General features: G+C 30.6%; 21 protein-coding genes. 14 read left to right on the top strand and 7 right to left on the bottom strand.

Going from position 1 to position 25,506, the window contains the following annotated elements; all coding sequences use genetic code 11:
- Positions 1-121: 121 nt before the first annotated feature.
- The 5 genes from GFV01_RS06255 to yaaA all read left to right on the top strand — a co-directional run bounded on the left by GFV01_RS06255 (position 122) and on the right by yaaA (position 4,179).
- On the top strand, positions 122-391 hold the full coding sequence (locus GFV01_RS06255) for a hypothetical protein (protein WP_105296408.1): 270 nt from the start codon (positions 122-124) through the stop codon (positions 389-391).
- Positions 392-644: 253 nt separating this feature from the next.
- Positions 645-998 carry a hypothetical protein gene (locus tag GFV01_RS06250; protein WP_160565676.1) on the top strand — a complete coding sequence of 118 codons (354 nt, stop codon included), beginning with the start codon at positions 645-647 and terminating at the stop codon, positions 996-998.
- A 249-nt stretch (positions 999-1,247) separates the two neighbouring features.
- Complete coding sequence (sufC, locus tag GFV01_RS06245; protein ID WP_160565674.1) at positions 1,248-1,982, top strand: Fe-S cluster assembly ATPase SufC; 735 nt, start codon at positions 1,248-1,250, stop codon at positions 1,980-1,982.
- Between the two features lie 46 nt (positions 1,983-2,028).
- Positions 2,029-3,294, top strand: coding sequence for a Fe-S cluster assembly protein SufD (gene sufD / locus GFV01_RS06240; protein WP_160565672.1), 1,266 nt, complete (start codon positions 2,029-2,031; stop codon positions 3,292-3,294).
- Positions 3,295-3,420: 126 nt separating this feature from the next.
- Complete coding sequence (gene yaaA / locus GFV01_RS06235; protein WP_160565670.1) at positions 3,421-4,179, top strand: peroxide stress protein YaaA; 759 nt, start codon at positions 3,421-3,423, stop codon at positions 4,177-4,179.
- 16 nt (positions 4,180-4,195) lie between these two features.
- Here yaaA and GFV01_RS06230 read toward each other — a convergent pair whose 3' ends face one another.
- Entirely contained in the window at positions 4,196-4,726 is a 531-nt protein-coding gene (locus tag GFV01_RS06230) for an RNA polymerase sigma factor (RefSeq protein ID WP_158254190.1), read from the bottom strand.
- 179 nt (positions 4,727-4,905) lie between these two features.
- Here GFV01_RS06230 and GFV01_RS06225 point away from each other — a divergent pair, with 179 nt between their 5' ends.
- The 6 genes from GFV01_RS06225 to GFV01_RS06200 all read left to right on the top strand — a co-directional run bounded on the left by GFV01_RS06225 (position 4,906) and on the right by GFV01_RS06200 (position 11,016).
- On the top strand, positions 4,906-5,451 hold the full coding sequence (locus GFV01_RS06225) for an HdeD family acid-resistance protein (RefSeq protein ID WP_105296414.1): 546 nt from the start codon (positions 4,906-4,908) through the stop codon (positions 5,449-5,451).
- A 289-nt stretch (positions 5,452-5,740) separates the two neighbouring features.
- Positions 5,741-6,019, top strand: a complete 279-nt coding sequence (groES, locus tag GFV01_RS06220) for a co-chaperone GroES (RefSeq protein WP_055426187.1) — start codon at positions 5,741-5,743, stop codon at positions 6,017-6,019.
- Positions 6,020-6,053: 34 nt separating this feature from the next.
- Entirely contained in the window at positions 6,054-7,682 is a 1,629-nt protein-coding gene (groL, locus tag GFV01_RS06215) for a chaperonin GroEL (RefSeq protein ID WP_105296415.1), read from the top strand.
- Positions 7,683-8,162: 480 nt separating this feature from the next.
- The gene (locus GFV01_RS06210) at positions 8,163-9,089 is read left to right on the top strand and encodes a mevalonate kinase (RefSeq protein WP_160565668.1); all 927 of its coding nucleotides are present in this window, start codon (positions 8,163-8,165) and stop codon (positions 9,087-9,089) included.
- A 52-nt stretch (positions 9,090-9,141) separates the two neighbouring features.
- Positions 9,142-10,038 (top strand): UbiA family prenyltransferase, encoded by an 897-nt coding sequence (locus tag GFV01_RS06205; protein WP_160565666.1) that lies wholly within the window; start codon positions 9,142-9,144, stop codon positions 10,036-10,038.
- Positions 10,039-10,119: 81 nt separating this feature from the next.
- Positions 10,120-11,016, top strand: a complete 897-nt coding sequence (locus GFV01_RS06200; protein ID WP_160565664.1) for a pseudouridine synthase — start codon at positions 10,120-10,122, stop codon at positions 11,014-11,016.
- A gap of 21 nt (positions 11,017-11,037) precedes the next feature.
- On the opposite strand, the gene GFV01_RS06195 is transcribed toward GFV01_RS06200, so the two are convergent.
- Both GFV01_RS06195 and mltG read right to left on the bottom strand, forming a co-directional pair.
- Positions 11,038-12,036 carry an acyltransferase gene (locus GFV01_RS06195; protein ID WP_160557650.1) on the bottom strand — a complete coding sequence of 333 codons (999 nt, stop codon included), beginning with the start codon at positions 12,034-12,036 and terminating at the stop codon, positions 11,038-11,040.
- A gap of 10 nt (positions 12,037-12,046) precedes the next feature.
- Positions 12,047-13,069 (bottom strand): endolytic transglycosylase MltG, encoded by a 1,023-nt coding sequence (gene mltG, locus GFV01_RS06190; protein ID WP_160565662.1) that lies wholly within the window; start codon positions 13,067-13,069, stop codon positions 12,047-12,049.
- A gap of 128 nt (positions 13,070-13,197) precedes the next feature.
- Here mltG and GFV01_RS06185 point away from each other — a divergent pair, with 128 nt between their 5' ends.
- The gene (locus GFV01_RS06185) at positions 13,198-13,920 is read left to right on the top strand and encodes a shikimate dehydrogenase (RefSeq protein WP_160565660.1); all 723 of its coding nucleotides are present in this window, start codon (positions 13,198-13,200) and stop codon (positions 13,918-13,920) included.
- Between the two features lie 8 nt (positions 13,921-13,928).
- Here the strand turns inward: GFV01_RS06185 and GFV01_RS06180 are convergent, their stop codons facing one another.
- The 4 genes from GFV01_RS06180 to GFV01_RS06165 all read right to left on the bottom strand — a co-directional run bounded on the left by GFV01_RS06180 (position 13,929) and on the right by GFV01_RS06165 (position 19,612).
- Entirely contained in the window at positions 13,929-14,684 is a 756-nt protein-coding gene (locus GFV01_RS06180; protein ID WP_160565658.1) for an SDR family NAD(P)-dependent oxidoreductase, read from the bottom strand.
- An 89-nt stretch (positions 14,685-14,773) separates the two neighbouring features.
- Positions 14,774-15,436: a hypothetical protein gene (locus tag GFV01_RS06175; protein ID WP_160565656.1), complete on the bottom strand. Its 663-nt coding sequence runs from the start codon at positions 15,434-15,436 to the stop codon at positions 14,774-14,776.
- A gap of 8 nt (positions 15,437-15,444) precedes the next feature.
- Positions 15,445-16,773: a DUF5689 domain-containing protein gene (locus GFV01_RS06170; protein WP_160565654.1), complete on the bottom strand. Its 1,329-nt coding sequence runs from the start codon at positions 16,771-16,773 to the stop codon at positions 15,445-15,447.
- A 40-nt stretch (positions 16,774-16,813) separates the two neighbouring features.
- On the bottom strand, positions 16,814-19,612 hold the full coding sequence (locus GFV01_RS06165) for a TonB-dependent receptor (protein WP_160565652.1): 2,799 nt from the start codon (positions 19,610-19,612) through the stop codon (positions 16,814-16,816).
- 80 nt (positions 19,613-19,692) lie between these two features.
- Between GFV01_RS06165 and GFV01_RS06160 the strand changes: the two genes are divergently transcribed.
- Complete coding sequence (locus tag GFV01_RS06160; protein WP_160565650.1) at positions 19,693-20,883, top strand: endonuclease; 1,191 nt, start codon at positions 19,693-19,695, stop codon at positions 20,881-20,883.
- A gap of 263 nt (positions 20,884-21,146) precedes the next feature.
- Positions 21,147-25,334, top strand: coding sequence for a type II CRISPR RNA-guided endonuclease Cas9 (gene cas9, locus GFV01_RS06155; RefSeq protein ID WP_160565648.1), 4,188 nt, complete (start codon positions 21,147-21,149; stop codon positions 25,332-25,334).
- Positions 25,335-25,506 lie beyond the last annotated feature (172 nt).

Here is a 25,506-nt window from a genome sequence, read left to right as displayed (position 1 = left end):
TAGTTAAATATAGTGCGCGAATTTAGAATGATCCAATTATTAATATTCAATTATAATCCAATTTAGTTTAGTCTCAATTAGCATTTAAAGAGAAGCAATTCACCAATTAATACACCATACCATGAGAAAAAGAAAATTAAACATCCATGATTTAAGAACCTGTTTAAGCTATGATTCTGAAGTTCGAAAATTTCTTAGTTTAAAGGAAAGATGTATCATCCATCATAATCAAATTAAAATTTTAGAGTGGTCCTACCCTTTAGAAATACCCGTCGACCTCATTGATAAAATTGAAGATAAATTAGATGAAATACGTCGAAAAAGATGGAAACGACCTGAGTTTCATTTTGAAAGAGAAAGCAACCATATTACGAGAATACAAATAAAATGAAAGAAAATATTCTTTTTTTAAGATTTATCTATTGATATGTTACCGATTTCATTTTGTAAGAATTTCCTTTTTTTATTCTTTTTTATTGAAAGCTTCTTTATTATTAGCTTTTCTTATCCCTTAATTTTCAAGAAGTAATAAGCTAATAATTTTTGTTATCGAAACTAGACACCCTAAAAATTAATATTTTATATGATATAATTAAAGTGTATTTCATATTAAAACCTTAAATAACAACCTTTAAAAAGCCCATATGATACCATATTGTAAAGAAATTAACGAAACACTATTTGATTTTTTTATCCAAAACAAAGGTGTGATCTTTGTTACTGTGATCAGTATGATAGCTCGTTCCTTATATAAAGGAACTTCGGTATGCAGACTTCTAATCAAAACACCCATTTCCATAATAATAGGAATTTCCATGGGGATACTGATGCAAGAATTTACCGATGTATCCCACAATACTATATACGTATTATGTATGCTTACCGGTGCATATACGGGAGAAATTTTAGATGGCATTGAACAACTTTTAAAATGGATTCCTTCAGCTTTAAAGAAAATTATAAGTAAAAAACTGGATATTGACGATAAAGACTCTTAATTTAAAGAGAATCAACATCAAATGAATTTATTAAACCATACTTTTTTAAATAAGAAGTATTTTAAAATGAGAGATTTTCTGTGAAATATTCCATTTAATAGGAATTTGCATTAGTAAGTCTTTGAAAAATATTTATTTAAATAATGTTAATCAATTTTGAAATCAATAAAATTTATAACCTATTTTTTACAGCAGTTATAAAGGTAGTATATTTGTTTTTGAATAAGTTTAAGATAATATACGATAAAAATGCTATCAATAAAAAATTTGCACGCAAGAATTGGAGAAAAAGAAATACTTAAAGGAATAAATCTTGAAATTAACAAAGGAGAAGTACATGCGATTATGGGGCCTAATGGAGGGGGAAAAAGTACGCTTTCCAATGTAATTACCGGAAGAGAAGATTATGAAGTTACCGAAGGTTCTATTCTTTTAGATGGAATAAATTTGTTAGACCTTGCTCCTGAAGAAAGAGCCAATGCCGGTATATTTATGTCTTTTCAATATCCCGTGGAAATTCCGGGTGTTAGCGTTTCCAACTTTTTAAAGGCAGCCATAAATGCTAACCGCAAAGCTCGTGGACAGGAAGATATTTCGGCACAAGAATTTTTACAAAAAGTTAAAGAAAAATCTGAAATGCTTGAAATAAGAAAAGATTTTCTTTCCAGATCTCTTAATGAAGGATTTTCAGGTGGTGAAAAGAAAAGAAATGAAATTTTCCAAATGGCTATGTTAGAACCTAAATTATCCATCTTGGATGAAACGGATTCAGGACTTGATATTGATGCATTACGTATTGTTTCTAACGGGGTTAATAAATTAAAAAATAAAGATAATGCCGTTTTAGTTATTACTCATTACCAACGCTTATTGGATTATATCGTTCCTGACTTCGTACATGTTTTAATGAATGGAAAAATTATAAAATCGGGAACTAAAGAATTAGCATTGGAATTAGAAGAAAAAGGTTACGATTGGTTATAATTTTCAAATACGCCAATCAGTCATCCTCTTAACTAAAATTAGTAAAATGAACATTCCACAACATACAGAATTAGTAAAAATTATAAAACAAGCTCAACAAACATTAGAGAATAGCAGTCTTCCAACCTCAAAAAATGAAGATTGGAAATTTTCAAAAATAGAAGATTTTAATCCGGAAACTTATGAAGCTGCAAAAAATAATCCTGTTTCTAAAGAGATTATAGAGAGTATTTTAGGTAATGAATCGACTTCTTTTAGAATAGTTTTGATTGATGGAATCATTTCACCAATGTATTCCAATTACCCACAGGATTCATGGAAAGTGCTTCCTTTTTCTGAAGCTTTAAAAAATGAAACATATCAAACAATTATTCTCTCTAAGCTAAATTCCATTTCTAATAATGAGAATTATTTTAACGTATTAAATACGGCATCATATCAAGAAGGAACTTTTATTTATGTACCTAAACATACAATAGAGAATCAGTTAATTGAATTAATCTATATAAGTTCAAAACAAGAATATAAGGCCATTAGCAACCTTCGTAATTTATTTGTTATTGAAGATCAGTCTCAAATTCAAATTTCTGAAAGAATTCATACGCTTTCTGAATTGGACTTCTTTCATAATATCGTTACAGAAATTTTTGTTGGAAAAAATACGAATTTCAGCCTTTATAAAATTCAGGATGATAAACATTCCTCTTGTTTAATAGACTCTACCTATATTGAACAAGAAAAAGACAGCAACGCCTTTGTGCATACTTTTTCTTTTGGCGGCAAAACGGTTCGTAATGAATTATCTTTTGATCATAAAGGAGAAAATATCAATTCAACGTTAAAAGGGGTTACCCTTATAGGAGATGGACAAGAAGTGGGAAATCATACACTTGTTAAACATAACCAACCTAATTGTGAAAGCCATGAACTTTATAGAGGAATATATCAAAATTCTGCACATGGCATATTTAACGGAAAAATTAAAGTAAATAAAATAGCTCAAAAAACGAATGCTTTCCAGCAAAATAATAATATTTTGCTTTCTGAAAATTCGAGCATCGATACGAAACCTCAGTTAGAAATTTTTGCAGACGACGTGAAATGTTCCCATGGGTGTACCGTAGGGCAACTTGATGATGATGCCTTGTTTTATATGAAACAAAGGGGAATTCATGAGAAAGAAGCTAAAGCTTTACTTATGTTCGCATTCTGTGCGGATGTAATGGAATCTGTTTCCATTCCTTATTTGAAAAATAAAATAAACAAGATTATTGCTCAAAAATTAGATGTAAATTCTGATTTTGAAATATAAAAAATATATATAATTTTTTTCAAAGGTTAGGATTAATTCCTAACCTTTCGTATTTAAATAAGTTAAATTCAACGTTTAAACTTCAATCTTTTTTAATAACTTAGCTACATCGCTAATAAATTTTAAATGAAAATACTTCTTTCTCCGGCAAAAATTATGAGTTTGGAAACCAATTCAATCTGGAATCAACACACTCAACCCGAATTCATTGATTATAGTAAAAAATTACAATTTGTTTTAAAGGAATATTCTCCATCTGAATTAGAAAATCTATTGAATATTTCATCAAAATTGTCCGAAGAAAATTGGGAACGAATTCAGAAATGGACTCCCAATCCTTTAAAAAAGGAGTGTGTACAGGCAATTTTTGCATTTAAAGGAGAAGTTTACAGAGGGCTAGATGCCGAATCCTTATCTAAATCCGCCTTAGATTATTTACAAAAAAATTTATTAATTCTTTCAGGCCTTTACGGTTTGCTTCATCCATCAGATGATATTATGTTATATCGATTGGAAATGGGAAAAAAACTTAAAACCGAACAAGCCAACGATTTATATGGGTTTTGGAAAGATATATTGAATACTTATTTGAATAACTTACTTGAAAATGATGAACCTATACTAAACCTTGCGAGTAAAGAATATTTTAAAGTAATTGACCTAAAAAAGTTGAAAGGTCAAGTTATGGATATTGAATTTAAAGATTATAAAAATGGATCTTTAAAAAGCATTATGATGTATTTTAAAAATGCCCGTGGAAAGATGACTCGTTGGTGCGCTGAAAACTCTATCACCCATTGGGAGGATATCAAGACGTATAATGAGGACGGATATGAATATTCAGATCAATTATCTACAGAAAAAAGTTTGGTATTTGTCAGGTAATTAAAGTAAATTTTTTTTAAGATAAAAGCTTACGTGCTCTCATCAAACTTACTTTTACATTAGCTAAAGATAAACCGGTTTCTTCAACTATATCTTTAAGCTTTTTACCTTCTACATATCGAGAATAAATTAATTTTCGATAATTTTCAGGAAGATTATTTAATCTTTTTTCAAATGCTTCTAAATTTTGTTTATCAATAAACAACTGCTCAGGCGATGGTTCCCAATCTCTTGGCTGTTGATAGTCATCATCTAAAAATTTATTTTTATCCTTATTTTTTTTTCTTAAAAAATCTATGGCTGAATTATGCGCAATGGAAGTAACCCAAGTTCTAAAATCAAAATCAGAATTGTATAAATTTAACTTACTTAAAACTTTTGTAAAGGTTTCAACAGTGAGCTCTTCTGAATAATTTTCATCTTTCACTAAAGAAAAAATATAGGACTTAATATCACTCCAAAATAAATTTACTATTTTACTTTGAGCCTGTTGCCTGGAATTTTTTGCTTCTTCGATTAGCTGTAATAGATCTAATTTATTTTTCAATTTGAAATTATTCTCTTTTTAGTTGACAATCTACAATAATAATACCTAATTAAAAAAATAAAAATTTAATAGCTACACTTATTATATGAGTACTTATCAACCTTTATTCCATTTGTATATAACAATTTCATGGCATTATTTTTGAAATTATCTTATCCTAATAATTACATAAAATTTATATGAAATCATTTATAAAAAATTGGTGGATTATGCTCCTTTTAGGCATATTGTTCATTTTAGCAGGTATTATAGTAATGGTGTCTCCTACTCCATCACTAATTTTCTTAACAACATTTTTTTCTGTCTCTTTTCTGGTTTTTGGTATTTTCGAAATTGTTTTTTCATTAAGTAATACTCATACCAGCAATTGGGGTTGGTATTTGGCCGGTGGTATTTTAGATTTATTGGTAGGGATTATATTAATATCCTCCAATATATTTACTCAAATGGGAATCTTATCTTTCTTTATTGGCTTCTGGCTGTTATTTAAAGGAGTTAGTTTAATTGGCCACTCGTTTGATATTAAGAACATGGGGTTAAGTAATTGGGGATGGTTATTAACTTTAGGCATACTGGAAGTTATCCTTTCATTTGTAATAGTGGTATTCCCTCCAATAGGATTAGCCGCTTTGCTAATATGGGTTAGCATATCTATGTTGTTTTTAGGAATTTATTACATCAGTTTATCTTTTAGTGTTAAAAAAATAAAAAATAATATAGTTTAATTTTAAATTATCTATACTTCATTATAGACCTTTGATATTTTTATTTTATCAAAGGTTTTTTCATTTACACTTAACATTTTAAACGTATTTTAAACTTATAGCACTGTATTACAGATACTTATTTATAAAAATAAATACCCCACTTAAACCATATATATAAGTCATCTGACACCTTGACGCGTTTACTTTCTTTTTGTCATAAAACTTTTATTTGGCATATTTTTAGAAAAAAGAAAAGGGTATTACCAATTAGTTTAAAAAAATAATATAAAAATTAAAAATAATAGATATGTCAGAACTATCAATTAAACCATTGGCTGACCGTGTAGTAGTAGAGCCGGCAGCTGCTGAAACAAAAACAGCTTCAGGAATCATTATCCCTGATAGTGCTAAAGAAAAACCACAAGAAGGGGTTATAGTTGCAGTAGGAGCCGGAAAAAAAGACGAACCGTTAACTGTTAAAGTTGGTGATAAAGTTTTATATGGAAAATATTCCGGAACTGAACTAAAACTTAATGGAAAGGATTATCTTATAATGAGAGAGTCTGATATTTTAGCAATTGTTTAATTAAACCAAATACTCAAATCTTAAAAAAATTAAAATGGCAAAAGATATAAAATTTAATATTGAATCTAGAGATGCCCTTAAAAAAGGGGTAGACGCTTTAGCTGACGCTGTTAAAGTTACTTTAGGACCTAAAGGAAGAAATGTAGTTATACAAAAATCTTTCGGAGCTCCTCATGTAACTAAAGATGGTGTTACTGTTGCAAAAGAAATTGAATTAGAAGAGCCTATTGAAAATTTAGGAGCTCAAATGGTTAAAGAAGTTGCTTCTAAAACCAATGATGTTGCCGGTGATGGAACAACTACAGCAACTGTATTGGCACAAGCTATTGTAAGAGAAGGATTAAAAAATGTAGCTGCGGGTGCAAATCCAATGGATTTAAAAAGAGGGATTGATAAAGCAGTAGCTGCTGTTGTTGAAGAATTAAAAAAACAATCTCAAGAAGTTGGTTCTGATTCAGAAAAGATCAAACAAGTTGCATCAATTTCTGCTAATAACGATGATACTATCGGTTCACTTATTGCTGAAGCTTTCGGTAAAGTAGGTAAAGAAGGTGTTATCACTGTGGAAGAAGCAAAAGGTACAGATACTTACGTAGACGTAGTAGAAGGTATGCAATTTGACAGAGGATACCAATCTCCTTACTTTGTAACTAATACAGATAAAATGATCACTGAGCTGGAAAATCCATATATTTTATTATGCGATAAAAAAATATCCAGTATGAAAGATTTACTTCCAGTGTTAGAACCGGTTGCACAACATGGTAAATCTTTACTTATTATTTCTGAAGAAGTAGATGGTGAAGCATTGGCTACTTTAGTAGTAAATAAGTTAAGAGGGTCTTTAAAAATTGCTGCTGTTAAAGCTCCGGGATTTGGAGACAGAAGAAAAGCAATGTTAGAAGATATCGCAATTTTAACAGGAGGAACCGTTATTTCTGAAGAAGCAGGATTAACTCTTGAAGGAGCAACATTAGAAATGTTAGGTACTGCTGAAAAAGTATCTATTGATAAAGATAACACGACCATCGTTAACGGTGCTGGAAGTGATGAAAACATCAAACAAAGAGTAGCTCAAATTAAAGCTCAAATTGAAAATACTACTTCTGATTACGATAAAGAAAAACTTCAAGAGAGACTTGCTAAATTAGCGGGAGGAGTTGCTGTTTTATATGTAGGTGCTGCTTCAGAAGTTGAAATGAAAGAGAAAAAAGACCGAGTAGATGATGCATTACATGCAACTCGTGCTGCTGTTGAAGAAGGTTTTGTTGCCGGAGGTGGTGTCGCTTTAGTTCGCGCAATTAACGGAATTGAATCACTTAAAGGTATTAATCAAGATGAAGAAACCGGTATCAAAATCGTTAGAAGAGCTATTGAAGAACCACTTCGTCAAATTGTAGCTAATGCCGGTGGTGAAGGCTCTGTTGTAGTTAATAAAGTTAAAGAAGGAAAAGATGATTTCGGTTACAATGCCAAATCTGAACAATACGAAAATATGTTCAGCGCCGGAATTATTGACCCTACTAAAGTAACTCGTGTTGCATTAGAAAATGCGGCTTCTGTTGCCGGAATGTTATTAACTACTGAATGTGTAATTACTGATATTAAAAAAGATGAACCTGCAATGCCTCCAATGGGTGGAGGAATGCCGGGAATGATGTAACAATCACATTTTTTCTTTATAAAAATAAAAAATCCCGGAATTCCGGGATTTTTTTATTTTATTTTAAATTATTTAATTGATTTTTAGAATATTCTTTATTTTATATTTAAACCATTATTCGTTGAATTTATTTTCACCCATACATTACAGCTAGTTAACTTCTTATTTAAAAAACCATCTACAACAGGGTAATACACTAATTAGGTGAATAATAGCAATTACTTCCAAACCTAAAAAAAACTACTGATACGTATGCAATATCCCAAAATTTGTATATAATTAAGTTAATGTTTTAATCTCTAAAAAAATTAATGCCAACTTTTTCATTATCAGCATGAATATTTTGTTTTTATATCCAATGGATTTAGATAATTTTTAAAATTAGAAACTGTCAAAGGTTTATAAAAATATTAGTTAAATTTTAATTACAAAATTAATATAATGTGTAAATTTGTAATGTTTTTTGAAGAATATTAAAATATGAAGCATCCTTTATTTTATGCAAAAATTTTACTCTTTGGAGAATATGGAATTATTGAAAATTCAAGAGGGTTAACCCTACCCTACAATGCCTATAAAGGAACTTTACAGTTTTCTTCAAAACTTAATGAAAATGAATCAAAATCAAATAAATCATTGCATAAATTTGCAGATTATTTGAAAACTTTATCATTACCTGAAAAATTTTCGATTAATATTTCTCAGCTTGAAAAAGATATTGAAAAAGGAATGTTCTTCGATTCTAATATTCCTCAAGGATATGGGGTTGGTAGCTCCGGTGCTCTGGTAGCTGCTATCTTCGATAAATATTCTGTAAATAAAATTTCATCTGATAAGATTCTAAAAACTGATTTAAAAGATTTAAAAAACGTTTTAGGACAAATGGAATCTTTTTTTCACGGAAAAAGTTCAGGCATTGACCCTCTTATCTGTTATATGAATATCCCGTTATTAATTCAACCTAATGCAGATGTTGACAAAATAGGATTAACTGAGAGCAAAGATGGAAAAGGAGCTGTTTTTTTAATTAATTCCGGCATGCCCGGTGAAACAGAACCTATGGTTCAGATTTTTTTTGAAAAACTTAAAAATGAAGGTTTTAGAAAAACTTTAAAAGAAGAATTTATAAAATATAATAACAATTGTATAGATTCTTTTCTCAATAGGGATATGGGATCCTTTTTTCAAAACTTGAAACATCTTTCTCTGTGGGCCTTAGATCATTTTACCCCTATGATCCCTCGAAAATTTTTAAAAATTTGGAAAAAGGGTATTGATACTAATACTTATTATTTGAAACTTTGCGGATCCGGAGGTGGCGGATATATATTAGGCTTTACCCAGGATTATGAAGCTACTGAAAAAATGTTAAAAAATTATAAAAAAGAAATCGTATATCGTTTTTAATTATAAATCCCTTAATTTTTTTGTATTTTTACCTGATTAATATCCTTAATGGATGTACTCTTCAGGAAAAAAAATATTTTTAATTAATCTTTCTTTTTTGGTTAGGGTTAGAATTTTTAATGTAATTATGCTAATTCTAGCCATGTATATTTCTGCAATTTATTTATTTGGTGATGAAAAAAATATTGTTGAGAATTTAAAAAATATAAAGCTTCATGGTATTATCTTATCCTCGTCACTAAGTGCCATGGCTGGTTATATTATAAATTTTTTTTACGATCAGGAAAAAGATATGATATATAAACCGATAACTTCTATATTGCAACGATTTATCAGTAATGGAATAGCTTTACGATTTTACATTTTTTTCAATTTCATATCTTTAACTATTGCCATAGTGTTATCTTATCGTATTTTTATTTTTTTTCTAATTTATCAATTTATCATTTGGTTTTACAGCCATAAACTCAGTCGAATAGTTTTTATCAATAATTTGACTAATTCTGCTATCATGCTTTTTCCTTTTTTAGCACTGTTTTTATTTTATGAAAATTTTTCTTCTTACATTTTATATCTTTCTGGATTTTTATTCTTAATCATCTTCATCAAAGATATTTGTAAAGATCTTCTCTCCTATAAATATGATCATCTTTTTAATTACCATACTTTGCCTAATACTTTGGGAATTATACCTACCAAAATTATATTAAACATATTATTTTGTTTATTATTATGTATTTCCTTTCAATTAAGCTGTGAACCTCATCTCTATGAAATAAGACTTTATTATTTACTAACCATACTATTATGCGTTTGTTCGATTGTGGTTATCTGGTTAAGTAAACCTCAATATATTCAGATATTAATATTTATGATCAAATTTTGGATTTTTTTAGGCACTATTTCTCTAGTATTTATTGATGGGAATCCCTTAACTTTGCACTTTTAATGAAGTTTGTTTAAAAATAGCTTTCTACCCTATTTATACATACGTATATCATAAAGGTATATTAACATAGATTTGCAACAAATGAAAAATAATAAATCATACGACAGAAGAGGCTCTGGAAGAAATGAAAAATCTTATAAAAAAGAATATTTCAAAGCCAATGATAAAAAGGAAAATAAACCTGGTAAAAAAAATAAATTTGAGGATAAAAAAAGGTACGCATCCGCTGCTCCATTTAGAAAAAGATTACCTAAAACTCCTAAAGAAAATGACGGAACAAGACTCAATAAATATATAGCAAATTCAGGCGTTTGCAGCAGAAGAGAAGCGGATATATTTATTCAAAATGGAGTTGTTGAAGTTAACGGAAAAATTATTACAGAATTTGGGTATAAAGTACAACCGGGCGATGAAGTATTTTTTGACGGAAGATATATTCGTCCTGAGAAAAATGTATACGTACTTTTGAATAAACCCAAAGGTTATATTTCAACCACTAAGGATGAAAAGGCCAGAAAGACTGTATTGGATTTAGTCGCCAATGCTTCTCCTTATCGTTTATATCCTGTCGGCCGATTGGATAGGCAAACCACCGGTGTACTTCTTTTAACTAATGATGGAGATCTTACTAAAAAATTAACCCATCCTTCCCATGAAGTTAAAAAGATTTATCATGTCACATTAAATAAAAAAGTTTCGGTTGAAGATTTTGGTAAATTGTTGGAAGGTTTACGATTTGAAGAGGGAATTGCTAAGGTTGACAAGATATCCTACATTGAAGGAGCTCCAAAAAACGAAGTAGGAGTTGAAATCCATATCGGGTGGAACCGTATTATTCGAAGAATGTTTGAAAGGTTAGGATATGAGGTAGAAAAGCTCGATCGGGTAATGTTTGCCGGATTAACAAAAAAAGCATTAAAACGAGGTTACTGGAGAATTCTCACAGACCTCGAAGTTAATACTTTAAAAATGCTTTAAATATTTGTTATTATAACTTTCCTATTGGAAAGTTTTTTTTTTCTTTATAGTTATCTTATTTACAATATTGTCAATTAATTTTTGCCATACATACGCTAAAATAAATGTTAAAATGAATGCACATATATTTTCAATGTTGGAAGGCAAAAACAGATGAAATAAATAGAGGATTTTCTCATGAAATATAAATAAGGTAAGGCTATGTATTCCTAAAAATGTAAGAATCGGAAATTTATACGACTTAAATAAAGAAAATAAATAACATAAGAACATACACAATGGCAAGGTAATAAGAATGAAAGGGGCTACATAAATTCCATACTCTTCAAAATAGGGAGTATAATAATAAAAATAATAAAGAAGACTTACTCCTACTATTAGACTTAATGCAAATAAAACTATTGTAAATTTATTAAATTCATATTCCTTATTTCTAATTAAGAAATCGGCTAGCCAAAAACCTATAACGTAATGGGGTATTCTAAATGTTAAATTATAAAGATATTCGTACGTATTATAGGTTGAATAGCTAAAAATATAAGCTGCTGCTATGGCACATAGTGTAGTTGCAGTCTTATTTATTTTAAAAAACTTGTAATATAAAGGTGTTACAAGGTATAAAAACAAAAGTGCAGGAATATACCAATCATATATTTTTCCTAAACCCACATTTCTCCAATAGCCTAAAGTAGTTAAATTATAAAATAATGAATCTGTATTCCAAATCCCTAATTTTATCGCTATGATAGTAACTATTAAAACAACTGGATAATAATAAGGTAATATACGTAATGCTCTTTTTTTATAAAAATGTCTAATTGAATCATCATTATGGATAGAAAAATAGACACCAAAACCGGATACTAATATAAAAATATCCACCCCACCATAGCCTATCCGTTTAAAGAATTCTAAAAATTTTGATGTACCTACATACACGTGAGAATGGTAAAACATAACCCATAAAATGGCAAAACCCATCAATAAGGTTCTGTATTTACTAAGTAAATTTAATTTCATAATATTTATTTTAGTTTATTTTGAGCGAATTTAACCAATCAATGTAGTCTCTGGCATTTTTCATATGCTCTGTCGGATTGGAGGTGAAGGCATGTCTGCCGGTATTTCTTATGGCACACATATACAAATAATCAGTTTTAGCCGGATTTAAAACGGCATCGACTACAAAATCATTAGGAACACAAATAGGTAGAGGAGGTAAACCTTTATACTTATAGGTATTGTATGGAGAATCAATAGATACATTTTTTACTCTCTTAACTTGAACCTTAAAGCCATATACTTTTCTTTCAGCATACTGAACGGTAGGATCCGATTGTAATTTCATATCATTTTTTAGACGATTAAGATATAAGCTGGCGATGATAGGCAGTTCGTCTTTTTTTACATATTCCCTTTGAACTATGGAAGCTAAGGTATAAACCTCTAGAACAGACAACCCTAATTTATCGGCTTCTGCTTTTCTTTTTTCATTCCAAAAACGGTTATGAATAGTTTCAAATCTTGAAAATAATTTTTCAGGCGAAGTATTCCAGTCCATATAATAGGTTTCAGGAGTGAAATATATTTTCAGCTCTTCCACATCATTATATCCTTTTAACGATGCTTGTTTTTTAAAATAATTTATAAAATGTAAAGAATCATCTTCTAAATTCTTACCTAAATCGGAAGCTAATTCATAAATGTCATCATATGATTTAATTCTTAAATGAACTTCATCTTGCTTGCCTAATAGTAATCGCCTGATTAAATCTTTATTATTTTCGCCTACATTTAATTTATACCTTCCTGCTTTTATTTTATCCGGATATTTTTCGGCATAAGCTACTTTGTCAAAAGATTCGATGTCTTTAAGATATGGAGCAAGCATTTTTTTTACCTGATGGTAACTAGCTCGAGTTGGAATATATATAAGCTTTTCCTGAATAACATTAGAGCTGTAATATTTTTTGTAATAAGGAACGCCTACTATAATTAATCCAAACGAAAATAATAAAAACAAAATTATTATAACAATAATTATTTTTTTCATATTCGATTACTTGGTTCGACAAACATCCAATTAGGATTAAACGCTACAAAAATACATATCTTTATTTAATTTGTATAATATAAACTTGGGTTTTTATATATTTGTTAGTAACTTCAAGTTGATTAAATATGATTTTAGGTTTATTAGGGAAAAATATTTCTTATTCTTTTTCCAAAAATTATTTCACGGAAAAATTTAAATTACTGGGACTAAAAGATTTTTCTTATAAAATATTTGATATTCCTTCCAAAAATGATATTTCAAAACTCTTTAACACGCCAGATTTAATCGGTTTTAATGTTACCATTCCTTATAAAAAAGATATACTAGATTTTCTAGATGAATTAAGTCCTGAGGCTGAAAAAATTGGAGCTGTTAATACGGTTAAAATTAAAGGTAAAAAAAGAATAGGTTATAATACCGATGCTATTGGTTTTAAAAACTCATTAGTTCCTTTATTAAAACCTCAACACCAATCGGCTTTAATTCTCGGTAACGGTGGAGCTTCCCAAGCGGTCGCTTATATTTTATACCATCTTTCCATACCTTATACAATCATATCCCGAAACGGAATAAATACCTATAGCTCATTAACCCAAGAAATAATTTCATCTCACAATTTAATTATAAATACAACACCGGTAGGAACTTATCCTAATATAGATGATTGTCCCCCCATACCCGCTCATTTTTTTACCCCTCAACATCTAATTTATGATTTGATATACAATCCGGAAGAAACTAAATTGTTACAACTGGGAAAAAAAGCAGGTTCACAAACTAAAAATGGATTGGAAATGCTCCATTTACAAGCTGATCATGCCTGGAATATTTGGTATGAAAATAAGTAACTAAAAAATTATTTTCTGTCAAATAACGTTCCTGAAGCTTGAGCTTTCGGAAATATGGTCATGTCCGCAATTTGTACATGGTCGGGTCTTGAAACGGCATAATAGATAGCATCCGCTATATCTTCTGCAACTAAAGGCTCAAAACCCTGATAAACAGAGTCTGCTCTTTTTTGGTCTCCTTTAAATCGAACTAAGGAAAATTCAGTTTCAACAGCACCCGGAGCAATATTGGTAACTTTTATCCCTTGAGTTAATAAATCCATTCTCATTCCTTTACTGATTGCTTCCACGGCATGTTTGGTAGCACAATATACCATTCCTTTTGGATAAGTTTCTTTTCCTGCAATAGAACTTATATTTATTATATGCCCTCTTTTGTTGGCAACCAAAATAGGCACAACTGCTTTGGATACATACAGAAGTCCTTTAACATTCGAATCGATCATCGAATCAAAATCATCAATTGAAGAATCCAAAAATGTGTCTAATCCATGGGCATTTCCTGCACAATTTACTAATATATTTATATCTTTCTTATTTTGATCCGACAAACTTTCTATTGCAGAAAATACCGCTTCTCTATTTCCAACATCGAATGAAAGAGTGGTTATTTTCACATTATCTTCCAATTCTTTTTTTATATCGTCCAATCTACTTTTTCTTCTTCCACAGAGTATAAGGTTGATTCCTTTTTCAGCGAAAATTTTCGCCGTAGCTTGGCCTATACCTGAAGTAGCCCCGGTAATTAAAGCTGTTTTTTGCATATACTATTTTTAAAGAATTAACTTACTAAATATACAAAATTATTCCAATTAAAATAGTTTATAAAAAACAGTTTGTATATTATTTGCCTTTATTCTAAATTCGGAAAATTCTCAACCAATTCAATATCATCAACTCTAAAACCTCTATCATTACTTGCCGCTTCACTGATCAATTCTAAGGTTGAAATTTCTTTTAAAATTTCATCAGGAATTCTGATCATTACGCCTTTGTATTTGTTTCTATTGTTGAATGCATTGAGTTCAATATCGGGTAATGTCAGCTCTTTCTCATTAAATCTAATTCTTAGCTTGTTTGTATTAGAAATTTCATCTGAGTTATAAATATTTGCATTGAAATTATATCTCAAGGCTATATTTTTCCGGTTTCCTAATGGAATATTACTTATGATTAAAGATGATTCTTTGTTTGCCGGGAACCATATAAAAAATTCTTTCTTGGCAATTTCACTGGATCCGTTTAATTTTCTTATATCAGCCAACCTAAATGGATCCGAATAAACTGCTCCTTCAGCCTCTCCATCAAAATTAGTAACCGCAGATACTTTAGGCCATGGACTTGAACTAATTATTCCTCCCTTGACTTTAGTTACCTTATTAAAAGTTTCTTTAAAAAATCCGCTTGGAGGAATCGGTGGCGTTGAGTAGTCATCATTATCAACACAGGAGATAAGAAATCCCTTAATTACCAATCCAATAATTATAAGTGAATATGTGTATTTTAATTTCATCATTTCAATAATTAATCTTCCAATTGTATCATATCAATCCTAATTCCTTTTTTATTTTTACTTGCTGATCCAAAAAATTCAATTTTTTGAGTACCATCCGGAATAGGAATTCGCACAGTATAAAATGTATTTTTATTGTTGCTTATATCTAAAGCAATATGGGGAAGCTCCACTTCAACATCATTACATTTAACTATTAAATCATCCACAAAGCCAATATCCAATGAATTAAAAATGCCTACATTGAGTTTAAACGATAAAACCATTTGTTTATGACCGGATGTATTGATATGGTCTATAATTAATGAAGCATTCGTATTTGCCGGAAACCAAACCAAAGGGGAAGGAAATGAAGTTCCTGAAGTTCTAATATCTGCTTTTCCATAAGGATCACTATAGGTGACCGATTGAGAATTATCAAAACCGATTGCATTATTTATTTTAGGTCTTACGGATACATTTGAAACCTTATTAAAAGTTTCAATAAAAAAAGGTTGAGTAAGTGGAAAATCTTTGACATCTTCTATAGTTCTCAGGTTCAACCTATAGGTTTTATACTTTCCATCATATCGGGTCATAATTCCTCTCAATTTACCCTCTCCATAGGGAATTTTATATCCCGCAAAAGAAGCATAATTACTTATAGGTACAGCAAAATAATTGAGATTTATAGTATTTACCTGATTGTCTGTACTAGAATTGTTTCTAACAAATGTTTTTCCCGAGTCATTAAATTCTACTCCGCTAATTTCAACCAAAGTACACAAATATTTTTCATTATTATTGACCTCTCTTGCAGTTAACAATTTACCGGCTGAATTTCTTTTAATAACCAATTCTTCATCATTTTTTTGATCTTTACCCAAGATAATATTCGATTTCATAACTGAAGGAGTTATTTGATCGACGATATATTTTTCCGGCTGAGTGGGAAGCATACCAATCTGAACCATACCGTTTTGCTTTCCATAATAGAGATCATCTAATTTAATATATAGTTTAGATCCAAGCGGATAATAAGTATATAAGCTGGATTTATTAATGCTGAGTACAATCCCTTGAGTTCCATCTTCAGTAACTAAAAATAAATTTTTATAAAAATTTCCGGCATGATCTGTTGAAATAACATAGCCCTCTAAAATTTCGCCATTTGTAAAAGCTTGTGCCTCTATACCATTTTTTCCGGTAAAAACAGGAGCTGTTTTTAAAAGATCGGAAATGTATACAGTCGCTTGCATTAGCCGACCTTGATTTACTGAGGGATTTTTATAATCATCATCATGTACACAGGCCAAGAGAAACCAAGATATAAATATAAATAGTACACTATTTTTAATCATTTTTTCAATTTTAAAATTTATCGTTTATTTCAGCATTAATTTAAAATCTAAAAGAAACGTTTATGAAATACGATCTGCCTCTATCGTAAAAAAGCTTATTACCAAAAAGCGGATAGGCCAACGATTTATCTTTTTCCAATTGTTCATAATTGGAATATCTTCCTTGCTCAAATGATCCGGTAACATAACCTCTTTCATTTAAAATATTATTTATCGAAGCACTTAAACTCAAGGAATACTTACCCATTTTAAGAGATTTACCCAAAGAAGCATTTAACATAAAAACATCTTGAAATTGCTTCTGTTTTATAATTGATTTAACATTTTCTTGAGTAGCTCCCTCATATGGAAAAGCATCATCTTTCATAATAAAATTTTTGGTTCTTGATAGAGAAGATATATTCGAATAATTATCTTGTAAGAAATTACCACTAACTCCTACCCACCAATAGTTAGGCGAATCATATTTAATTCCAACAACATATGCTTTTTGTGGTGTTCCGGTAATCTTATAATTTTTAATGAAAGAAGATCCGTAATCATGTACACCCGGTGAATTATCACTAAGTATGTACAAATTAGGATTATTTTTATACGTATATTGTCCTACAGATGCTATTCCGGAGAGGGTTAAAGATGGTGTTAATTTCCATTCCAACCCTATTTCAGAACCCAAATATTCTTTTTCAACACCTGCTAAAACTTCTGAAACAAATGCATCTTCACTTTCATCTAAACTAACTCCTTTAGCATAATAACGAGTTATTTCTACCGCATCTTTTATCTTTGTATAGTATCCGGTAATCCTGGCTTTCACAGAAGGAGACCTTAAAATATATGTTAAATCATTAGTATTTATTCTTTGATTGGATATATGAGGTGTTATGTCATTATTTAATCGGGAATTCACAAAAATTTCATTTAAAGTTGGTGAAGACTCAAAATAGGCGGAGTTTACTATAATGAAATTTCTTCCATTAATCTTATAAGTTATTCCTGTTCTAAGACCCAATTCCGTAAAATTGGCTTTATTAGATTTTCCGTACGAATTATTCGGATATAATCCGTGTTTAAATTTTCCGTCTCTATAGGCTTCACTCCAACCGAATACTAATGATACTGCCATCTCCCAATGGTTAAACGTTACTCTTGAGGTAGCATTTCCCGTTATTTCCTGCCTGAACATTCGGTAATCATATTCTGTTTTCTCGCCTTTTCTTGTTGCTACACTACCGGGTTTTAAGCTGTTATAATCATCGGTAGATGAACCGGAACCATCACCCTTTATAAATGAACTTTTATTTACGACAAAATCTGCTCCCAATAAATCATTTACCTCTCTATAATTATCTGAAACTAAATTTTGATAATTTAAATTGAGAAAAAATTTCCAATTATCGCTCAAAAAAGTCTGCAAATGAATGGCAGCATTAAAGGTTTTATCTTTATAAACATCATCCACCAGGAAATAGGAAGCTCTTCTGCCTATTTGCCCGCTGTAGGGATCTTGATATGTTGGAGCATGATAATTTGTATTATATAAATATCCCCAATCGAGTTGAGTCACGTTGAGATCATTTGTCTTCCAAGCATGAAGAAAATTTTCATATTCCGTCATATTTCCCTGACTAAGCCAGTAACTAGGTAAATTTTTATAATAAGTTGGAGATGGGTTATCGGCTTCATACCTATTTAGACGGGAACTTTTATTATATCCAAATTGATATGAGGCTGTAGTTGTTAACTTTGATTTATCGCTTAAATTCCAGTAATGAGTTAACATAAATATCGGCTCAAAAATTCTTTTTACCCTTTCATTTCTTTTATCTCCATCTTGCCAGCCCCAATATGAATTATAATTCTTACCTCTTAGGTCATATACTTCTTGTGTATTAGGACTCATTCCTGTTTTTCTTGTTGGAGTACCGAATGCAGTAAGATTTAGTCTGTGGTTATCATTAATTTTTTTCTCAAGAGATGCGAAGTACGCATAGGAATTATTATAGGTCCCATCAATTACTCCTTCTTCCATCCATCTTCTGGAACCTGAAAAAGTGAAAGCCCATCCCGACGGAAGCATTCCCGAGGAATACGTTGTCATGATTCTATGTTGATACGTACGATTTGAGAAAGAATAGGTTAGCTGAAATCCTTTCCTGTAAGAAGAAGAACGTGTATCGTAATAAGTTGTTCCTCCCAAATTGCTGAAAGAATAATCAGAGATGGTATTATTTTCCGCTAATTCGTAAGGATATTTAACAACATTATTTAAACCACCCCAATTTCCAAAATCAGGTTTTCCTGTATGATTTTTAGACATTGGAATACCATTAAACATAATATTTGCATAGCTGTTATCAATTCCCCTTACTTTGAACCAGTAAGATCCTAATTCAAAAGAGGCGGTTTTAGAAAATACATCTTTAGAAGATTGTAATAACCCAATTCCTGTCATTGATTGAGAACTCTCTTCATCCGACGAAAAATCATCTTCCATCAAAGTCAATAAACCTTCATCCTCTTGAGAAGGATTATATTCTAATTTTATTACTCCTAAATCTTTCCTCGTTTCTTTAGGAAAAACTTTTACCGTTAAAGTTAAGGGCACATAGCCTACTCTATTAATGATTATTAGATAAGTTCCAGCAGCTACATCTTTAAATTGAAAATATCCTACCCTATCGGATTTGGATTGTATCAAACGATCTTCACCTAAGCTAACGACAGCCTGATCTAAAGGTTTATCTTGATCTCCTTTGAGATAACCATAGATCATAGTTTGCGCAAATATTACCTGATTTACAAAAAGTATCCAATACAATAACTTAAATTTCATCATCTTTCAGTAATTTCAAGAAGCCTATTGAAGCAAATATAATTATTTATTTTTAGTTTTGTTAATATAAAAAAAACGGATCTATGCGTATATTATTAAAAAATATATTTGTTTTTATTTTTTTATTACTTGATAATACCCCCATTGAAGCACAAATACGATATAAATCAGCAACCGTCATGTTTTATAACGTAGAAAATCTCTATGACACTATTCCATCTGCTGATCTTATTAACGGCACCCTGGATCCTAACGATCCAAAGTATCAAATAAGCGTATCCGAAGATGAAGCTTTACAATCCGGATATGAGGTGTACCGAGATGAACTATCCTTCAATAAACTAAAAGGAAAAAAAGTAGTCAGAAAGCATATTTTAACCGATGAATTCCATTATAAAGGACCAAAACGCTGGAATACAAAAAAATATAAAGAAAAAATCAATAACATCAGCCGAGTTATATCCGAAACCGGAAAATCAGAAACTCAATCTATGCCGGTAATCATTGGTTTATGTGAAATTGAAAATGAGCATGTATTGAATGATCTATGCGAAGCCATCAATAAAAGAGGAGGAAATTATGAATTTATTCATCTCAATTCTTTCGATGAAAGAGGCATAGACGTTGGCTTATTATATAACAAAACAAGGTTTATCCCGCTAAATAAACAAAAGCTTTTCATAAATTTACCCAGACAAGAAGGTTATAAAAATTATACACGCGATATACTTCTGGTAGAAGGTCTGTTAGAGGGAGAAAAAATGTATTTCTTCGTCAACCATTGGCCTTCCCGACGAGGAGGTGAACAAAGAAGTCTTCCCAAAAGGATGGCGGCTGCCAAAGTCTTAAAACAAGCAATGGACAGCCTTATAAGCATCAACCCAAAGGCAAAAATAGTAGCAATGGGTGATTTTAATGATGATTGCACCAGCCCCAGTATTAAAAAAGGGTTAAATACGGTATCTAAAAAAGAAAACGTAACAACCGGTTCTTATTATAATCCCGCAGAGAACTTATTCAAAAAAGGATTGGGGACTATTGCTTATCAAGATTCATTTAATTTTTTCGATCAACAAATTATGTCTCCTGCCCTTGTTACAGATAAAGAAGGCTATCGCTTTTACAAAATGAATGTGTTTACGCCTTTTTATTTAGTTACTCAAGAAGGTCCTGATAAAGGTTACCCTTACCGTACTTTTTCTAATAATAATTATACGGGAGGATATAGTGACCATTTTCCGGTTTATACTATTCTTATTAAAGAAATTAAATGAGTGTAATTTAATATAAATTATCCATATAAAATACCATCCTACTATAACAGCTTAAACTTACCAACATACCAATAAAAAAAGCGAGATAATTCCCGCCTTTAATGTTTTCACAACGGAATAATCCTTATTGTGAATTGCTTTCAAATTTTATTTGCTTCAAAGATAATCAATAAATCAAACTAATTCATCATAAATATACATTTTTTTTATTTCTAATTAGTTTATACTTTTATTGAATAATTACTAAAACCAAATAGATCATTATGTCTTTTAAGAAAATTCTTGGCCTGAACGTAGGAGTATCTTCAATTGGCTGGGCTGTTGTCCATGAAAATGAAGAAAATCCAAATTTAAATTCTATTACTAAATTAGGGGTGCGGGTAATTCCTATAACCAAAGATGAAAAGAATAATTTTGAGAAAGGATTGTCTGTTACACCCAATGCAGAAAGATCTTCAGTAAGAAGCGCTAGAAGAAACCTTCAACGTTTTAAGCTGAGAAGAAATAACTTAATCGCATTACTACTTCAAAACCAAATTATTTCATCCAACTCTTCCTTGACAGAAAAAGGTAAATTTACCTCTTTCGAAACCTTAAAAAATCGAGCAAAAGCAACAAAAGAAAGAATTGAACTGGAAGAATTAGCCAGGGTTTTACTTCATATAAACAAAAAGAGAGGATATAAAAGCAGTAGAAAAGTAAAAAACAATGAGGATGGGAAGACAATAGACGGAATGGAGATTGCTAAGCTTTTATATGAAAGAAAGTTAACTCCCGGACAATATACTTTTCAACTTATAAAAAAAGGGAAAAAGCAAATTCCAGACTTTTACCGTTCCGATTTAGAAAAGGAATGGTCCACATTATGGGATTTTCAAAAAAAATATTATCCCGATATTTTGACCGAAGATTTTAAAAAAGAACTGGAAGGAAAAGGACAAAGAGCAACTGCCGCTTTATTTCTAAAAAAATATGGAATCAGAATCGCCATAAATAAAGGGAAAAGAGATGAAAAAAAGTTACAAGCCTTTAAATGGAGAGACCAAGCAGTCTCGGAAAAAATAACTCTTGAAGAAATAGCCTATGTTTTGGCTGAAATAAATAACCATATTGCTAATTCCAGCGGATATTTAGGCGCAATTAGTGATCGCAGTAAAGAGCTATATTTTAATCAACAGACAATAGGCGAAAATCTTTTTTCCCAAGTAGCAAAAAATATTCACACCAAATTAAAAAATCAAGTATTTTTGAGACAAGACTATCTTGATGAGTTTGAGCAAATATGGGAAACTCAAGCGCAATTCCACCCTCAACTTACTCCTGAGCTAAAAAAAAAGATTCGAGATTCCGTTATCTTTTACCAACGTAAACTTCGTTCCCAAAAAAGATTAATTAATCTTTGTGAATTTGAAAACAAAGAAATTGAAATAAATAAAAACGGAAAAAAGAAAAAGAAAAAAATCGGTTTAAAGGTTGCCCCTAAGTCCTCCCCTCTTTTCCAACAGTTCAAAATATGGCAAAGCCTTGGTAATGTACTTATCAAAAGGGAAGGAAGCGATCGTCCGTTGACGTTAAAAGAAAAAGAATTACTATTTACAGAACTGAATATTAAAGGAAACCTATCCGGACTAAAGGCTTTATCCCTATTAAAATTGCCCTCTAAAGAAACTAAAATCAATTTTACAATCCTGGAAGGAAATCGAACTCAAGAACAGCTTTACCGAATTTATCTTAAAATTTTAGATATGGAAGGATATAATGTTTTTGAACTTTTGGACATACCGGAAGACCAAGAAGAATTAAAACCGGGAGACAGTAAAATCCCTGCCGCAGAAATCAAAGAAATAGTAAAATCTGTTTTTGAAACATGTTCTATTTCTACTTTTATATTAGATTTTGACCCGTTGCTTCCGAATCCTGAATTTGAAAATCAAAGCGCATATCAGCTCTGGCATTTAGTATATTCTTATGAAGGAGACAATTCTACCTCGGGAAATGATAAATTGTTGGAACTGTTAACTACTAAATTCGGATTTAAAAAGGAATATGCACAACTCTTTGCTTCCATCTCATATGATTCAGAATATGGTAATTTAAGTAGTAAGGCAATGCGAAAAATTTACCCCTATTGTAAAGAAAATACTTTTAGTGAGGCATGCATAATGGCGGGATATAAACATTCTAAACATTCCCTGCCCCGTGAGGATAGTAATAACCGCAAATTAAAAGATCGACTCGAAATTTTACCTAAAAATTCTTTGAGAAGCCCTGTAGTGGAAAAAGTCATAAACCAATTAATTAACCTGGTAAATTCATTAATGGATGAGTATGGTGCATTTGATGAAGTACGCCTTGAATTAGCAAAAGAGCTCAAAAAAAATGCTAAAGAGCGAGAAAAAATTTCAAAAAATAGGGATGCTGCTAAAATTCGATATCAAAAATATTCAGAAATACTAAAAAAAGAATTTAATATTTCGAACCCCTCAAAGAACGATATAACTCGCTATCGATTATATTTAGAATTGGAAGCGAACGGTTTTAACGATTTATATACTGATACTCCTATAAATAAAGATTATCTTTTTACAAACAACTATGACGTTGACCATATCATCCCGCAATCCAAAGTATTTGATGACAGCTTTTCCAATAAAGTACTGGTTCCCAGGCAAGCAAACCTTGAAAAAAGTAATTTAACTGCTTTCGATTACCTATCAAATCAAGGAAAAGAGAAAGAAGAACACTTTCAATATGTAATTTCAGAATTATATAAGAAAGGAGCTATTTCCGAAACCAAATATAAAAACTTACGTAAAAAAGGATCCGAAATAGGTGAAAGTTTTATCAACAGAGAGTTGCAAGATACACCATATATTGCCGGAAAAATTAAGGAACTCCTTTTTGAAATTGCTCCCGATGTGGTTACTACTTGCAGTGATATTACTTCTAAATTACGTAAAGATTGGAACTTATCTGATCTTATGAAAGAATTGAATATTGAAAAATTCCGTAACGCCGGACTTACAAAGTTGGTTGAAAATTCAAGAGGTGAAAAAAAAGAAATGATCATCGATTGGGACAAAGGAAATGACCATCGTCATCAAGCTCTCGATGCCTTACTTGTTGCTTTTACATCCAGAAATCATATTCAATATTTAAATCATATGAATGCTCGGGACGATGAAAAACATAAACGACATGCAGTTATTCTTGCTATTGAAAAGAAGATCAAATATGATAAAATCAATGAAAATGGAAGCAGACCCTCTCGATTTACTTTTCCAACTCAAAATTTTCGACAAGAAGTCGAAAAGCAATTAAAAGAAATATTGGTTTCATACAAAACTAAAAATACGGTAGCCACTGTAAACTTAAATAAACCTAAGAAAAAAGGCGGATATTCGCCCAAGCTTGAACTTACGCCAAGAGGCCCTTTACATAAAGAAACCATTTATGGGATGTCAAAAATTTCCCGGACTAAAGAAATAATGATTTCTTCAAAATGTAACTATGAGACAGTATCAATGATTCAAAATCCTATATACAAAAATGCTTTATTAAAACGATTGAATGATCATTTCAATGATCCTAAAAAAGCTTTTTCCGGTAAAAATTCAGTAACTAAAAAACCAATTTTTTTGAATGCTTATTCAACCGATACCATTCCTGAAAAAGTTACCATCCAATGGTTTGAAAAAGTTTATACTATAAGAAAAGCTATTACCCCCGAAAATTTTAAAAATGAAAAAATTATTGAAAAAGTATTGGATCCCACTACCCAAAACATACTAAAAAATCGATTAAAAGAAGCCCATGGAAATGCTAAAGAAGCCTTTTCAGATTTGGAAAAAAAACCAATCTGGCTAAACCAAGAAAAGGGAATCTGCATTAAAACAGCAACTATAATCGGAGTTAGTAATGTGGAATCGCTACATACTAAAAAAGACCATTTCGGAAACGAACTTTTCGATTTAAACGGCAAACCTATTCCGGTGGACTTTGTGAGTACGGGAAATAATCATCATGTAGCTATTTATGAAGATGCAGAAGGAAACCTACAGGAAAAAATAGTCAGTTTTTTTGAAGCGGTCGAAAAAGTAAATCAAGGACTTCCCGTAATTGATAAGTTCTATAATGAAAACCTGGGTTGGAAATTTCTTTTTACCATGAAACAAAACGAGATGTTTTTATTTCCTTCAGAAGATTTCAATCCAAATGATCTAGATATCAACGATGAAAAAAATTTAAATCTAATTTCCCAACATCTATTCAGAGTCCAAAAATTAGCTTCTAAAGACTATTATTTCAGACATCATTTGGAAACCGGCATTGAATTTAATGATGCAAATTTAAAAAGAATAATCTGGAGGAGGGAAAGACCTAGTGGGGTTAGAAATATCGTTAAAGTTCGTTTGAATCATATGGGGAAAATTGTTCATATTGGTGAATAAAAACAACACCCCAACACTGTAAATCCATAAACCACAAACAGATAGCCTGTAGTTATTTTCAAAGAAACCCTGAAACCAACCCATAATTTTGTTCAGACAACCCAACAGCATCTTTGTGATGATCAACAAGTTAAAGTAAAAATAACCGTAAAAGTTATAAATTCTGATAAAA

The organism is Apibacter sp. B2912, from assembly GCF_009827835.1.
Taxonomy (GTDB): Bacteria; Bacteroidota; Bacteroidia; order Flavobacteriales; family Weeksellaceae; genus Apibacter.
Note: the sequence above shows the minus strand (reverse complement) of the source record. Positions and strands in the feature narration are given on the sequence as shown.